Origin of the sequence: Niallia sp. FSL W8-0177 (assembly GCF_038006285.1) — a bacterium.
Lineage (GTDB): Bacteria > Bacillota > Bacilli > Bacillales > Cytobacillaceae > Niallia > Niallia circulans_A.
Map to the genome: position 1 here is coordinate 552839 of NZ_JBBOUX010000001.1, position 15353 is coordinate 568191.

Genomic DNA, 15353 nt, shown 5'->3' on the forward strand with positions numbered 1-15353 from the left:
AAGAGGTGTAATTCATGGATTATATCATAAAGTTTGCTGAAGGATTTAGAAATTTATTTGATACAGGAGCAGAGACGTTCATTTCCTGGATGACAGGTATAGTTCCAGTAGTGTTATTACTACTGGTAGCGATGAATACTATCATTCAATTAATAGGTGAAAATCGCATTAATCGTTTAGCGTCGGCTTCTTCCAAAAATCCATTATTAAGATATTTAGTTTTGCCATTATTAGGGACATTTATGTTAGGTAATCCAATGGGATTATCGTTAGGAAGATTTTTACCAGAGAAATATAAACCTAGTTATTATGCATCTGCATCTTACTTCTGTCACACAAGTAATGGACTATTTCCTCATATTAATCCAGGAGAGCTATTTATTTTCCTAGGAATTGCTGCAGGAATAGAACAATTAGGCTTTAGCACGGCTGATTTAGCGGTTAGGTACTTCCTTGTGGGATTAGTTATGAATTTCTTCGCAGGTTGGATTACGGATTTTACAACGAAAATGGTAGAAAAACAGCAAGGAATAAAATTAAATTCCGAAGTGAATTTAAATCATTAAGATGGAGGATACCGATATGGCACATTATCGAACGATAAAAATAAAAAAAGGGAATGGTGGATTTGGTGGTCCGCTGATAGTTACTCCAACGGAGCAAAGAAATAAAATTGTATATATTACTGGTGGAGGAGCAAAGCCAGATATAGTTGATAAAATTGTGGAATTAACAGGAGTGGAGGCGGTTAATGGATTTAAAACCTCTGTACCTGATGAGCAAATTGCCATTGCAATTATTGATTGTGGTGGGACATTAAGATGTGGGATTTATCCACAAAAAAGAATACCAACGATTAATATAATGCCTACAGGGAAAAGTGGTCCTTTAGCAAAATTTATCACAGAAGATATTTATGTGTCTGCGGTAGGATTAAATCAAATTGAACTTATGGAAAACGAAGCTGTCTTGGAGAATGCGAGTTCAGTAGATAAGGAAGATAATATACCTAAGAAAGAATATAAATATAGTACAGACAAAAAAATCTCTCAAACATTGGCTGAAAATCATAAACAAGGACTTCTTACAAAAATAGGGCTTGGAGCAGGGAAAGTAATCAGTACTTTTTATCAAGCTGGTCGTGAAGCAGTTCAAACATTAATTAATACAATTATTCCATTTATGGCATTTGTATCATTATTAATTGGTATCATTCAAGGTTCCGGAATTGGAAGCGTATTCGCTAATTTAATGTCTCCATTAGCAGGAAACATTATCGGTCTCTTATTAATCGGTTTAATATGCTCTTTACCATTTCTATCACCGTTATTAGGACCTGGGGCGGTAATTGCCCAAATTATCGGAACTTTAATAGGTGTTGAAATTGGTAAGGGGAATATCCCACCGAACTTAGCGTTACCTGCAGTTTTTGCTATAAATACACAATGTGCAGCAGATTTTATTCCTGTCGGGTTAGGTCTAGCAGAGGCAGAAGCAGAAACAGTAGAAGTAGGGGTACCGTCCGTATTATATTCAAGATTTTTAATAGGGGTACCACGAGTATTCGTTGCTTGGTTAGCAAGTTTTGGATTATATAGTAATTAAGAAAGAGGATAATAAAACAACTAATGGAGGCGAATGGCATCTCAATATGCCGGTTAAGATGAAAACAATTTACGAAAACACAATTAATAGTATAGGGTCATTAGCCACAAGCTTTGTAGAAGAAAAGATGATCATTCTCTTTGGAGAGGGAGCACCTAAAGAATTAGCAGAATTTTGCTACGGAATTGAAGTAGTTGGTGTCAAGGATAGGATAAAAACAGGTCAGAAAGTAATGATAAATAATGAATCATATGAAATAACATCTGTTGGCGAAATTGTAGAACAAAATTTAACATCTATGGGACATATTACTTTACGCTTTAATGGGGCCACAACTCCTGAACTTCCTGGTACTCTTTATATAGAAGATAAAGACATGCCAGTTTTAGAAATTGGTACGAAAATACGAATTGTTTCCGAGTAAAAGATTCGATAGGAGATTTCCAATTAGAATTTATAAACATTGCAATGAGTTAAGTAAAAATAAGGTGCATGTTGATAATGAATTGGGGATCTTCTATTTTTAATTTTTTGCTAAATTTTTTTAAAAGAAAAGAGGAGAATCTTTCCATGAGACTATATATTGATTCAGCAAATTATGAGCAAATTGAAAGAATAAATGAATATTATCCCATTTCTGGTGTGACTACTAATCCTTCTATTCTCGTAAAGGAAAAAAAGCCCTATATTCAAGTTCTTCAAGATATTCGGAAAATAATAGGAGAAGAGAAAGAGCTTTTTATTCAAGTTATCGCAGATAATGCAAGTGAAATAGTAAAGGAAGCTGAGTATTTCCAAACAAGGATTTCAGGGAAGATAATTATAAAAATTCCTGTTACGGAAGAAGGGATAAAAGCAATAAAAGCGTTGACTGCTAAAAAAATACCAACGTTAGCCACAACGATATATACTCCATTTCAAGCATTAATCGCGGCAAAAGCAGGTGCAAAGTATGTTGCTCCTTATGTTAATCGGATTGATGATTTATCTGGAGATGGCATTCGTGTAGTGAGTGAAATAATTACTCTGTTTACCACACATAAAATTAGTACAGAGGTGTTAGCGGCAAGTTTTAAAAACGTACAACAGGTCTATGAAGCATGTTTAACTGGAGCTCATACTATAACTGTAGCTCCTGAAATAATTGAAAAATTAATTGATTTTCCAGCAACTACTAGAGATGTTAGGGTCTTTCAGAGTCAGTGGAAGGATACGTTTGGAAAGGGTGGAAATCCCCTTCTTAAGTAAATGAATGGGAGCGAAACAAATATGGAAACGAACAAAATTGTATTTTTTGATTTAGACGGAACACTTCTGACGAGTGAGCTTACTGTGTCAGATAGTTCTATTGCGGCAATTAAAAAATTAATGGAAAACGAGATTGAGCCTATTATAGCTACAGGTAGAACATTAATGGAAATAGGATATATATTAGAAGCAACAGGTATTAATTCAGTAGTTGCTATGAATGGACAGTATGTAGTGTATAAAGGAACAACGATTTATGAAAATCCATTAGAAGTAAGTGTAGTAAAAGAACTTCATCTGGATACAATTAAAAATAGGCATGAAATGGCGTTCTATAATGCGGAAAAGATTTGTATTACAAATGAGGGTTCAACTTTAATTAGGAAGAATTATGAAAGAGTAGGTGGGAAATATCCTCCTATAAATGAATGCTTGTACAATCAAGAACCCGTTCATTTAATGTTAATTTTTTGTGAACCGGATGAAGAAGTCTATTATCAGGAGAAGTTCCCACATTTTCAGTTTATAAGAAATTCACCTTATGGATGTGATATTTACCCCAAAGGAAAGTCAAAGGCAACGGGCATAAAGTATTTGTTAACTCATTTAAATTGTTCTGTTGAGAATACGTATGCATTTGGAGACGGATTAAATGATTTAGAAATGTTTGAGCTCGTTAAATATCCAGTTGCAATGGGAAACGCATTTGATATTGTGAAAAAATCAGCCAGCTATGTTACAACTAGTAACGATGAGGATGGTATTGTAAATGGATTGCAATTATGTGGAATCATTTGATCCGTTAGTAAAAATTAAAAATAATAAAAGAGGATGGATTAACAAGTAATGATATCTTGCAAAGTTAATCCATCCATTTTTTTATAAATGGGGTAATTTTCTTAAAAATAGGCTTTAAGTCATTTGCCGATGTCATAAACATATCAACGTTTTTAATCAGAAGCTCCATGTCAATTTGATTTAAAAAATTTGCTACCGCATCAATATTTACATTTTCATCTTTTTCTTCCACTTGCTTTGTATTTCCGCCACTTCTTCCAAGAATCCAATCATCCCCTTTCTCTCTTCTGTTGTAGGATGGTTCCTTGTCGTTATGCTGAGAATGTTCAATCTGTTGCTTTTTTCTAACGGATTGACGGTTTGTACCAAACATAAACATGGAAAAGTGATCAATTTCAATTTCTTCCTCTTCTATTTTTTCCTTGTCTTTTTCATCATAGAATTCATCTTTAAAATCCTCCACAATATTTCCTCCTATTTCACGATCATGGAATGATGCTCTTAATATGCTATGATAAATATCAAGGAATGCTTAGACCAATGTAATAGAAAGTAAAATATGTTGCAAAAGGGTAGAGGAATTTGATAAAATTAGTACCAAGTCATAATAATTGATAATAATATATATTGTATGAATACTATTTTCTTTTTTCTTGAATAACAGTTAGGAGAAACGAAGAAAATGGTAAGCTTCTTTGTTTGTGAATTACAAAAGGCACCGATTTAAACTCAACCAGACTGGCATTGATTGTAGCAATCATTCTAATAAGATTTTATGAAAAGACTGTTCATATTAACAGTCATAAACGAAACATATACCGGATAACCGGTGACTATAAAGGAGCTGAAAGCTTTGGGAACAGGAATAATTGGTATTGGCCGTGAACTTCCAGAGAAAATTTTAACAAACTTTGATTTAGAAAAAATGGTTGATACGAATGATGAATGGATTAGAACAAGAACTGGGATAGAAGAACGAAGAATTGCAGACGACAATACAGATACATCTGATATTGCATTAGCTGCAGCACAGAAAGCAATTGATGATGCTGGTATTCATCCAGAAGATATTGATATGATTATGGTGGCAACTGTTACGCCAGATCAATCATTCCCTTCTGTTGCCTGTATGATTCAAGAGAAACTAGGAGCTAAAAAAGCAGCAGCGATGGATTTAAGTGCTGCATGTGCAGGTTTTATGTATGGGATGATAACTGCAAAACAATTTATTGATACAGGAGTTTATAAATATATACTAGTAGTTGGGGTAGAAAAGCTTTCTAAAATTACGAACTGGGAAGATCGCAATACTGCTGTTCTTTTTGGTGACGGTGCAGGAGCTGCTGTATTAGGGAAAGTTTCTGAAGGAAGAGGCATTCTTTCTTTTGAACTAGGGGCAGATGGTTCTGGTGGAAAACATCTTTATTTAGATGAGGAAGACTATATTTACATGAATGGTAGAGAAGTTTTTAAATTTGCTGTTCGCCAAATGGGAGAAAGCAGTGAGAATGTTTTGGTGAAAGCTGGTTTATCTAAAGAAGACGTAGACTTCCTTATTCCACACCAAGCTAATATTCGCATTATGGAAGCATCTAGACAAAGATTGAATTTACCGGAAGAAAAACTATCGAAGACAGTTCATAAATATGGAAATACAAGTGCTGCATCTATACCGATTTCATTGGTGGAAGAATTAGAGGCTGGTAAAATCAAAGATGATGATGTACTTGTAATGGTTGGTTTTGGTGGAGGTCTGACTTGGGGCGCGATTGCAATGCGCTGGGGTAGATAATAAATTACTTCCTATATAAATAGAACATACTTTTTAAGTTGATGATAATTACAAAAAAGGAGAAAAAGTCATGAGTACAAATAAAAGAGTAGTTGTTACTGGTATTGGTGCTGTAACACCGCTTGGTAATGATGCAATAACTACCTGGAAAAATATTGTTGCTGGAGTTTCTGGGATTGGACCATTAACTAGAATAAATGCAGATGAATATCCAGCTAAAGTTGCTGCAGAAGTGAAGGACTTTAATCCAGAGGATTTTATGGATAAAAAAGATGCTAGAAAAATGGATCGCTTTACACAATATGCAGTCGCAGCTTCCTTGATGGCTGTAAAGGATGCCGAATTGCAAATTACGGATGAAAACGCACCGCGTGTTGGGGTTTGGATTGGGTCTGGTATTGGTGGAATGGAGACTTTCGAAAATCAATATGAAACTTTCCAAAAAAGAGGATATAAACGTGTAAGTCCTTTCTTCGTACCAATGTTAATTCCAGATATGGCATCAGGACAGGTATCGATTACATTAGGAGCAAGAGGCGTGAATTCTTGTACGGTTACTGCTTGTGCAACGGGTACAAACTCAATCGGAGATGCCTTTAAAGTAATTCAGCGTGGCGATGCTGATGCGATGATTACTGGGGGGGCAGAAGCGCCGATTACTAAAATGTCAGTAGCAGGCTTCTGTGCAAATACTGCGTTATCTTTCAATCCAGATCCAAAAACAGCAAGCAGACCATTTGATGCAAATCGTGATGGCTTTGTTATCGGAGAAGGAGCAGGAATCGTTGTTCTTGAAGAATTAGAGCATGCATTAGCGAGAGGTGCTAAAATCTATGCAGAAATAGTTGGGTATGGTTCGACTGGAGATGCTTATCATATTACTTCCCCTGCACCAGGAGGCGAAGGTGGAGCAAGAGCAATGAAAATGGCAATCAATGATGCAGGACTTACTCCAGAAGATGTTTCATATATTAATGCACATGGTACAAGTACTGCTTATAACGATAAGTTTGAAACAATGGCAGTCAAAGAAGTATTTGGAGACTATGCTTATAAAGTACCAATGAGTTCGACCAAATCAATGACAGGTCACTTACTAGGTGCAGCAGGGGGAATTGAAGCTATTTTTAGCGTATTAGCAATAAAAGATAGCATCGTGCCACCAACAATAAATTTTGAAACAGCAGATCCAGATTGTGATCTAGACTATGTTATCAATACACATAGAAAACAAGAAGTAAATGTAGCAATGAGTAATTCCCTAGGATTCGGCGGTCATAACGCTACAATTGTGTTTAAAAAATATCAATAATTCATGGATTTTGTTTGAAAGAGCATTTAATAAAAAAACTGCTAAGCTTCATTTATTAATCGAGGCTTAGCAGTTTTTTATTGTTAAAATAAAACCTCCTTTATTTATAATGATTTTAAATTAATATTGACTATTATTATAAAGTGTATATAATTAAAACTATAATTCTATTATTTAACATAGAAAATTCGGAATGAATCAATTTATAAAGAAAACGCTTTCTTTAGAAGGAGAACTAGCATATCACGTAGAAAGGAAGAATTCTATGCTTAGTATAGAAAGAGCTAAAAACCTCTTAAAAGAAAAAAATATACGTTTAACACCACAACGGCTAGAATTAATTAATATACTTTCTAAAGACAACAAGCATTGGACAGTAGATGAAATTTACCATGTCCTAAATGAGAATATGCCTTCGGTTAGTATTACAACTGTTTATAATAATGTTCATTTATTTACGGAATTACAATTATTAAAAGAAATACAATTCGGAGAAGGATTAAGTAAATATGAATGGAAGAAAGAGGAGCATTATCATATTGTCTGTAGCGATTGCGGAGAAATAGTTGATATTTGGTATCCTATGTTAAGGGAGGTAGAGGCATTTGCGAAATCCATATCTAAATTCCATATCAGTTCCCACAGCCTCCAATTTTATGGAACCTGTGAGCAGTGTTCAAAAGCATGAACGAAAACAAGAAACTATTTGTTTAGAATGTAAACAACCAATCAAAAAATTAAAGCATTCCATCCGATGTGGATGTGGAAGTAGAATATTGAAAGATTTTCAGAAATAAAGCTAAATATACAAATTTATTTTGATTACAAAGAAAAAGGATAGACAAAGGAGAACTGGGAGTGCGTTCTTCATTGTCTATCCTTTTTTGTATAGGGAGGTTTTGAAAAGCCTGACTGCTATCAAGGTTAAATAGTAAGTCGTTTAGTATCAATACGCTGCCAGCTCTGGAACCTCTAATTTCGAAATCCATATACTGTTTAAATGAATAGGAAAAAAAGAATGAAGAGGGGAAATAGCGGTGGGGGTAATCAAAACAAATAAATGGTTAGAAGATAATTTTTATGAACCAACTACAATATGTGAACATTTTCAATCAGCATTTGATGGAGATAAGCCTCAAAATATATATCGATATTTAATGAGATTTGGGATGTATAAGCCATCAAGACATTCGAGACAAGCATTTGAGAAGATGAAGGAACAAGATACGTGGAGTAAAGTAGAACGGATTTTTTTTAAGTATAAGAAAAAATGGAAGGGGCCAGATATACCTATATACGTATTTCCTTTTCAGTCTTCTTGGAGAGGAGACGAAAATAAATCTGGTGTATCGTTTCCTGATCAACTTTTCTTATTTATTGATGATGTCGAAAATGAAAAAGAGCTAGAAGCCCTTTTTATTCATGAATATCATCATGTATGCCGAATTCATTACCAAAAAAAAGCTATAGAGGATTATACCTTACTAGATTCCATCATAATGGAAGGGTTAGCGGAGCTTGCGGTGAAAGAAAACTGCGGAGAAGCCTATAATGCTAATTGGTGTCACTTGTATGATGAAGAAGAAATAAAGCAATTTTGGGAGACAGAGCTTAAGGAACATTTACATGTAAAGAAAACAGAAGAGAAACATGATGATTTATTGTATGGTTATAGACGCTATCCCCGTCTTATTGGCTATAATACAGGTTTTTATCTTGTGAATTCTTTACATTCCAAGCAAAAAATCTTAGAAAAAGATCATTTCACAATTAATAGTGAAGCTTTTTTGTAATACTATACTACTATTTGAATGACGAGTTTAGCAGAATAGCTCGTCTATTTTTTATGGGAACATTGAAAGGGGATCTCCTCTTTATAAAAAAGAAAAAGACATGTTAGCGAAAGTTTGTACATATTATGTTAATAGGTTATAAAAATGATTTTTCAATTTTTAGGATGAACTTTAGCAATATATTTAAAGAGAAAAATGATATTCCGCTATATGTATACCTATTACTAGGGAAACTGGAACATAAAGAGAAAATCGACATAAAAAAAATAATCCTTTGAAAATAGGAATAAATTTACTAAGCTCTGACAATACTTATGGACAAACAGTTGTTGAAGTGAGGGATAAAATATGCAGTATCTTCATGATGTTTGGGTAAATTGGTTTGAAGGGGAAGAAAACGGATATAATGTATGTCACTTTCATGAATGGAGAAAAGATGATGGTGTTGAATTATTGGACCAAGTTCCACTTTTGAAAGTAGATTCATGCTTATACAATTACATAGAAAATGACTTGGCAGAAATACCACGACAATTATTAGAAGAGATTTATCAGAAGGCATATCTACGGAAGAATCATGAACGAATTCAATTAGATTATTGTTTTGTTGTTTCTGATGGGATTGGTCTTTTAGTAGTAGATACAATCGGATACTCTGTTCCCATTCGAAAAAGCCGAATGATACCTAGACAAGAACAATTGGCCTATGAATTGCTTGAAAATCAAGAAACGATTTATTATAACTTTCAAAACACGGAAGAGCAAAAGGAGTTCCATATACTATCACCTGATCCTCATGTGATGAATGGATTAACAAGAAAAGAAAGGCAATTAAAGCAATTACTGTTTATGGCATTAGATCAACTACATTCTTCTGAAAACGTAGCAGAAGTTCGTTATTGGTATACAGAATGGAGCCCAGAACGCTATTTTGAAATTCAGCATTTAGATTTTGAGCATGCATGGAATGAACTATATGAGTGTACAAAATACGGATGGTCTAAAAAGCATGAACAGTTTTGTGAGAATATTATAAAAGGTCAGCCCTTTTTTGAAAAGCTTTGGGAAATGGAGCATGGTCCGAAAGTAAATTAATAATAACCAATTTAATAAAATTTATAGGATAAAAAAGCCTGCCACTTAAGTATCCTAGCACTAAGTTAAACCCAAACACTCTGAGGAGATAGCAAGTATATTTCCTGTGATTGTTTGGGTTTTATTCGTCATTTTGCGAATTTCATCAGGATAGGGTAACGGAGAAGGCAGCTTTGTATCCATTTTGCGAAATTTCATTAGGAAAAGGTAACAGAGAAGGCTTCTCTGTTATAAAGACAAATTGACCCTGATATAATTTTTCTCACACATCCCATAAATTCGTGTCAACTGTAATTCCCCATCTGCTATCTTCACCCTACTGATTTGGAGCATAAAAAAACGATGAAGTTAACCATCGTTTTGATAAGGGAGGGGCTTAACGACGTTTACGTCCTAATCCCATTGCGTTTTCCATTTTTTTAATCATTTTCCCTGCCACTTTATTTGCTTTTGCCGCACCTTCGTCTAAAATGTCATCTAATTCAGTTGAATTCATTAGCTCATTGTATTTTTCTTGAATTGGTTTTAATGCATCCACTACAACGTTGGCTAAGTCAGACTTGAAATCTCCATATCCTTTTCCTTCGTACTTTTCTTCAAGGCTTTGGATACTTTCCCCTGAAAGAATAGAATAAATTGATAAAAGGTTGGAAACCCCTGGTTTATTTTCTCGATCGAATTTAACGATACCTTCAGAGTCTGTTACCGCACTTTTAATCTTCTTCGTAATCTGTGCTGGCTCGTCCAATAAAGTGATGGTTGCCTTATTATTTGTATCAGATTTACTCATTTTCTTTGTAGGATCCTGTAATGACATAATGCGAGCTCCTACTTTTGGAATGCGTACTTCAGGAATAGTAAGAATATCATTATATTTTTTATTAAAACGCTCGGCTAGATCACGAGTTAATTCAAGATGTTGTTTTTGATCTTCTCCAACTGGAACAATATCTGTACTATATAGAAGGATATCTGCAGCCATTAATGGTGGATAGGTTAATAATGCAGCAGAAACAGCATCTTTGCCAGTTGATTTGTCTTTGAATTGTGTCATTCTTTCTAATTCGCCGATATAAGAAATACACTGCATCACCCAAGCTCCTTGGGCATGGGCTGGTACTTCTGATTGAATAAATAAAGTCGCTTTATTAGGGTCAATTCCTACAGCTAAGTACAGAGCTGCTAAGCTGCGAATATTGTTTCGAAGTACCATGCGATCTTGAGGCACTGTAATGGCATGTTGATCCACAATACAGAAGAAACAATTGTATTCATCTTGCAGCTCCACGAATTGACTTAATGCACCTATATAATTCCCTAATGTAATGGTGCCGCTTGGTTGAATCCCAGAAAAGATAGTTTTCATCAAATACTTCCTCCAATATGTATTCTAGACCCTTGATTAGTTTATGGATGTTTCTAATCAAGCGGTTTATTCTATTTAATAGTTTATTTTAGAGCTATGTTTATCTGCAAGAGAAACGTTTTTCTTCAAGCAAATACGATAGTACTGTTAAAAATAGAATCTAGAAACTTAATTATCAATATCATTATTATAACCATTTTAGCATGATTAGTTGATATGCAAAGGCTGTTTTCTTAAAGTTTGCCAATTTTAATAAAAAAGAATAGATGCAACTAATGATGCGAGGAATAAATTTGAATTCTGATAAATTTATATTAATATAATTATTCTGTAGATTTATATATTTCAGATTTGTTTTTATTCTACAAAATTCTACAAAATTCCACAAAGTTCTTGCGTGTTGAATAATCCAACTATATAATTGTCATTGCGAATGGATTAGGTAGTAATATTTCAGACTATTTAAAAACATGTAAGAATACATAAATAATTTGTAATGAATGAAATAATTATTCCTATATAATATTTTGTGCGTTTTATCGTGCTCTATTTTAATTGGAAACTGTCATTTATTCTAATTGACTGACTATTTAGGCAATGATTGCTTGTGTATTCTGAGGTTTAGAGTGGGAAAGCTATTTTCGAAGTTCCATTTGAGGAAATTATTAAGGGGGTAATTACATGAGAAAAAGAATGCTTGTACTAATGAGTTTAGTGCTTATACTCAGTGCTTTTCTTGCTGCATGTGGTAATAACAAAGGTGTTAGTGATAAAGCATCACAAAATCTTCGTTTAAATATTGTTTCAGAGCCACCAACATTACATCCAGCATTAGCTACAGATTCAACATCTGGTGGAGTGTTAATTCAAACTTTTGAAGGGTTAACTCGAATTGATAAAGATGGAGTTCCGCAGCCAGCTATGGCAGAAAAAATCGATATATCAGATGACCAGTTAACTTACACGTTCAAAATCCGCGAAGATGCAAAATGGACAAATGGTGATCCAGTAACGGCAGCAGACTTTGAATATGCTTGGAAATGGGCACTTAATCCTCAAAATCAATCACAGTATGCTTATCAACTATATGCCATTAAAGGTGCTGAAGCAGCAAACAATGGTAAAGGTAGTCTTGATGATGTTGCTATTAAAACAGTAGATGAAAAAACGTTAGAAGTAACATTAGTAAACCCAACGCCATATTTCTTACAATTGCTAGCTTTCTATACTTATTTCCCAGTTAATAAAAAAGTTGCAGAAGCAAATCCAGATTGGTATAAAAATGCTGGAGATGATTATGTAACGAATGGTCCTTTCAAAATGACGGAATGGAATCATAGTGAGTCTATCCTTTTAGAAAAGAACGAAGACTATTGGGATGCAGACAAAGTTAAATTAGAAACAGTAGAAATGACAATGGTAGAAGATCCAACAACAGAATTAAGCATGTTTGATAACGATGAATTAGATTGGGCTGGCTTACCTTTTGGTGCATTACCTACTGATTCTATTAAAGCTTTAAAAGATAAAGGTGACCTAAATATCAAAGCGATAGCAGGTACTTATTGGTATAAATTTAATACAAATGAAAAGCCATTTAACAATGAAAATATTCGTAAAGCTTTAACATATGCGATAGATCGTAAAGCAATTGTTGAGCAAATTACACAAGGTGGACAAATTCCAGCAACAGCAGTTGTTCCTCCAACCATGTTTTCAGAAAACGAAAAAGGTTATTTTAAAGATAAAGATATCAAAGCAGCAAAAGCAGCTCTGGAAAAAGGTTTAAAAGAGGAAGGCTATGCAAGTGTAAAAGACTTACCAAAAATCACATTATCATATAATACCGGTGAAGCGCATGCTAAGATTGCACAAGCGGTTCAAGATATGTGGAAGAAAAATCTTGGAATTAATGTAGAGCTAGATAATGAAGAATGGCAAGTTTATCTAGAGAAAATTGATTCTGGTGACTACCAGGTTGGACGTATGTCATGGTCTGGTGACTATAATGACGCATTTAATTTCCTAGAATTATACCGTGATGCAAACGGAGGAAATAACGATACTGGGTGGGAAAATCCAGAATACAAAAAACTTCTTGATGCTTCACAAAAAGAGACAGATGAGGTAAAACGCAAACAATTATTACAAGATGCAGAAACTATTTTAATGAACGAACTTCCGATTGCACCTGTTTATTTCTATACAAATACATGGGTACAAAAAGATAATCTGAAAGATGTAGTCATTTCAGGTTTAGGAGAAGCACAGTTAAAATGGGCACATTTTGAATAATACAATGGTTCGCTTTGTTCATTCATCATGCTTTAGGCAATTCGAATTTTTATGAAAGTACAAAGCTAAAGAGAAAAAAGAGGCTGCCTTATTTAACGAGTGATACTTTCTTAGTAAGCTCGTTTCCTAGGGCATCCTCTTCCTTGCTAATTGGCATTGTTTTAGAAAAAAATGGAGGTAAAACCATGATAAAGTACTTAACAAAACGTTTGCTGTTTATGGCGTTATCCTTATGGTTAATCATTACAGCTACGTTTTTCTTCATGAGGATGGCACCAGGTAACCCATTTACATCGGAAAAGAAAATGCCGCCTGCAATTGAAGCAAATTTAAATGCCCATTATGGACTTGATCAGCCTTGGTATGTTCAATATGGAGAGTATTTGCTAAGAGTTGTTCAATGGGATTTTGGTCCATCTTTTAAATATAAGAGCCAAACAGTGAATCAATTAATCAATGAAGGATTCCCAGTATCATTAGTCTTGGGTGTAGAAGCAATTTTTATCGCCTTGGCCATTGGTGTTACATTAGGTGTAATTGCTGCTTTAAGACATAATAAATGGCAAGATTATCTGGCAATGATTGTTGCTGTATTAGGAATATCAGTACCTTCGTTTATTATGGCAGCTTTTTTGCAATATATTTTGGCAATGAAGCTAGGGATATTCCCTGTAGCAAGATGGGGAACATTTATGCAAAGTGTTCTGCCAGCAATCGCATTAGCAGCTGGTCCTACAGCATTTATTGCTCGATTAACTAGATCTTCTATGCTAGAAGTATTAAGCAATGATTATATTAAAACAGCAAAAGCAAAAGGAATAAGCGGCTTTAATATTACAGTGAAGCACGCCATCCGTAATGCGATTCTTCCGGTTGTTTCATACATGGGGCCATTATCGGCTGGGATTGTTACAGGTAGTTTTGTTATTGAGAAAATTTTTGGTATTCCAGGTCTTGGATCACAGTTTGTTAAAAGCATAAATAACCGTGATTATACAGCGATTATGGGCGTAACAGTTTTCTATAGTATTATCCTGTTAGTATCTGTTCTTCTTGTCGACTTATTGTACGGATTAATAGATCCTCGAATTAAACTATCGGGCGGGAAGAAAGGAGCGTAAAGATGCAAGAAATTTCGAAAGATAAATTTGAAATAGTCGGCAACAGTACCATAGAATCAGAGAAAATATCAAAAGCAAGTCTGTCTTTTTGGAAAGATGTTTTTACTCGTTTTAAGAAAAATAAACTTGCGGTTTTTGGACTTGTTCTTTTAATTCTTTTAATTGTTATGTCTTTAATAGGGCCGTTATTAACTCCGTATAATTATTATGAGAATGATTATACAAAAACGAATCAGCCTCCAAGTGCAGAACATTATTTTGGAACAGATGATCTTGGCCGAGATATGTTTGCGCGGATTTGGTATGGTGCGAAAATATCACTATTTATTGGGGTAGCCGCAGCATTGATTGATTTAGTTATCGGCGTAATCTGGGGAGGGATTGCAGGTTATAAAGGTGGCAAAACCGATGAAGTAATGATGCGTATAGCGGACGTATTATATGGTATTCCTTATCTTTTACTAGTAATTCTTTTAATGGTTGTTCTTGGCCAGGGAATATGGACGATGATTCTGGCAATGAGTATTACTGGCTGGATTAATATGGCGAGAATGGTTCGAGGACAAGTATTATCCTTAAAGAGCCAAGAATATATTCTTGCTTCCAGAACGCTAGGAGCAAGTGTTTCAAGAATTATGAGCAAGCATTTAGTCCCAAATGCAATGGGGCCAATTCTTGTGACATTAACTTTAACTGTACCTAATGCTATTTTTACAGAGGCATTTTTAAGCTATCTTGGATTAGGATTAACTCCTCCATTAGCCAGCTGGGGAACGATGGCTAATGATGGAATCGGAGCACTGCAATATTATCCATGGCGATTATTTTTCCCTGCCATGTTTATCTGTTTAACAATATTTGCCTTTAATGTTATTGGCGATGGAATCCGAGATGCTCTTGATCCAAGACTACGTAAGTAAGGAGTGAG

General features: G+C 34.5%; 15 protein-coding genes. 13 read left to right on the forward strand and 2 right to left on the reverse strand.

Features of this window, described 5'->3' with window-relative positions; all coding sequences use genetic code 11:
• The first annotated feature begins 14 nt into the window (after positions 1–14).
• From srlA to NST77_RS02710, 5 genes are all read left to right on the forward strand, one after another.
• Positions 15–566, forward strand: a complete 552-nt coding sequence (gene srlA, locus NST77_RS02690) for a PTS glucitol/sorbitol transporter subunit IIC (RefSeq protein WP_095330020.1) — start codon at positions 15–17, stop codon at positions 564–566.
• Between the two features lie 16 nt (positions 567–582).
• A complete protein-coding gene (srlE, locus tag NST77_RS02695) occupies positions 583–1605 on the forward strand; it encodes a PTS glucitol/sorbitol transporter subunit IIB (RefSeq protein ID WP_123257246.1) in 1023 nt (340 codons plus the stop codon).
• The gene (locus tag NST77_RS02700) at positions 1586–2029 is read left to right on the forward strand and encodes a PTS glucitol/sorbitol transporter subunit IIA (protein WP_249937920.1); all 444 of its coding nucleotides are present in this window, start codon (positions 1586–1588) and stop codon (positions 2027–2029) included. The genes srlE and NST77_RS02700 overlap by 20 nt, the downstream gene beginning before the upstream one ends.
• Before the next feature lie 146 nt (positions 2030–2175).
• Positions 2176–2853, forward strand: a complete 678-nt coding sequence (locus NST77_RS02705) for a transaldolase family protein (RefSeq protein WP_123259087.1) — start codon at positions 2176–2178, stop codon at positions 2851–2853.
• 21 nt (positions 2854–2874) lie between these two features.
• Positions 2875–3651 (forward strand): Cof-type HAD-IIB family hydrolase, encoded by a 777-nt coding sequence (locus tag NST77_RS02710; RefSeq protein WP_171509446.1) that lies wholly within the window; start codon positions 2875–2877, stop codon positions 3649–3651.
• Between the two features lie 64 nt (positions 3652–3715).
• Here the strand turns inward: NST77_RS02710 and NST77_RS02715 are convergent, their stop codons facing one another.
• Entirely contained in the window at positions 3716–4114 is a 399-nt protein-coding gene (locus NST77_RS02715; RefSeq protein ID WP_095330018.1) for a hypothetical protein, read from the reverse strand.
• Positions 4115–4504: 390 nt separating this feature from the next.
• Here NST77_RS02715 and NST77_RS02720 point away from each other — a divergent pair, with 390 nt between their 5' ends.
• From NST77_RS02720 to NST77_RS02740, 5 genes are all read left to right on the forward strand, one after another.
• On the forward strand, positions 4505–5443 hold the full coding sequence (locus NST77_RS02720; RefSeq protein WP_095330017.1) for a beta-ketoacyl-ACP synthase III: 939 nt from the start codon (positions 4505–4507) through the stop codon (positions 5441–5443).
• 70 nt (positions 5444–5513) lie between these two features.
• Positions 5514–6755, forward strand: coding sequence for a beta-ketoacyl-ACP synthase II (fabF, locus tag NST77_RS02725; protein WP_047942462.1), 1242 nt, complete (start codon positions 5514–5516; stop codon positions 6753–6755).
• Positions 6756–6948: 193 nt separating this feature from the next.
• Entirely contained in the window at positions 6949–7443 is a 495-nt protein-coding gene (locus NST77_RS02730) for a Fur family transcriptional regulator (RefSeq protein ID WP_144545296.1), read from the forward strand.
• A gap of 349 nt (positions 7444–7792) precedes the next feature.
• Entirely contained in the window at positions 7793–8548 is a 756-nt protein-coding gene (locus NST77_RS02735; protein ID WP_235850257.1) for a DUF2268 domain-containing protein, read from the forward strand.
• Between the two features lie 348 nt (positions 8549–8896).
• Positions 8897–9643 carry a YjbA family protein gene (locus tag NST77_RS02740; RefSeq protein WP_123259782.1) on the forward strand — a complete coding sequence of 249 codons (747 nt, stop codon included), beginning with the start codon at positions 8897–8899 and terminating at the stop codon, positions 9641–9643.
• A 376-nt stretch (positions 9644–10019) separates the two neighbouring features.
• On the opposite strand, the gene trpS is transcribed toward NST77_RS02740, so the two are convergent.
• The gene (gene trpS / locus NST77_RS02745) at positions 10020–11009 is read right to left on the reverse strand and encodes a tryptophan--tRNA ligase (RefSeq protein WP_095330015.1); all 990 of its coding nucleotides are present in this window, start codon (positions 11007–11009) and stop codon (positions 10020–10022) included.
• Between the two features lie 681 nt (positions 11010–11690).
• On the opposite strand from trpS, the gene NST77_RS02750 reads away from it, so the two are divergent.
• From NST77_RS02750 to NST77_RS02760, 3 genes are all read left to right on the forward strand, one after another.
• On the forward strand, positions 11691–13304 hold the full coding sequence (locus NST77_RS02750) for a peptide ABC transporter substrate-binding protein (protein WP_341122715.1): 1614 nt from the start codon (positions 11691–11693) through the stop codon (positions 13302–13304).
• A 185-nt stretch (positions 13305–13489) separates the two neighbouring features.
• Positions 13490–14425: an ABC transporter permease gene (locus tag NST77_RS02755; RefSeq protein WP_095330013.1), complete on the forward strand. Its 936-nt coding sequence runs from the start codon at positions 13490–13492 to the stop codon at positions 14423–14425.
• Positions 14426–14427: 2 nt separating this feature from the next.
• Positions 14428–15345: an ABC transporter permease gene (locus NST77_RS02760; protein ID WP_095330012.1), complete on the forward strand. Its 918-nt coding sequence runs from the start codon at positions 14428–14430 to the stop codon at positions 15343–15345.
• The last annotated feature ends 8 nt before the right edge of the window (positions 15346–15353 follow it).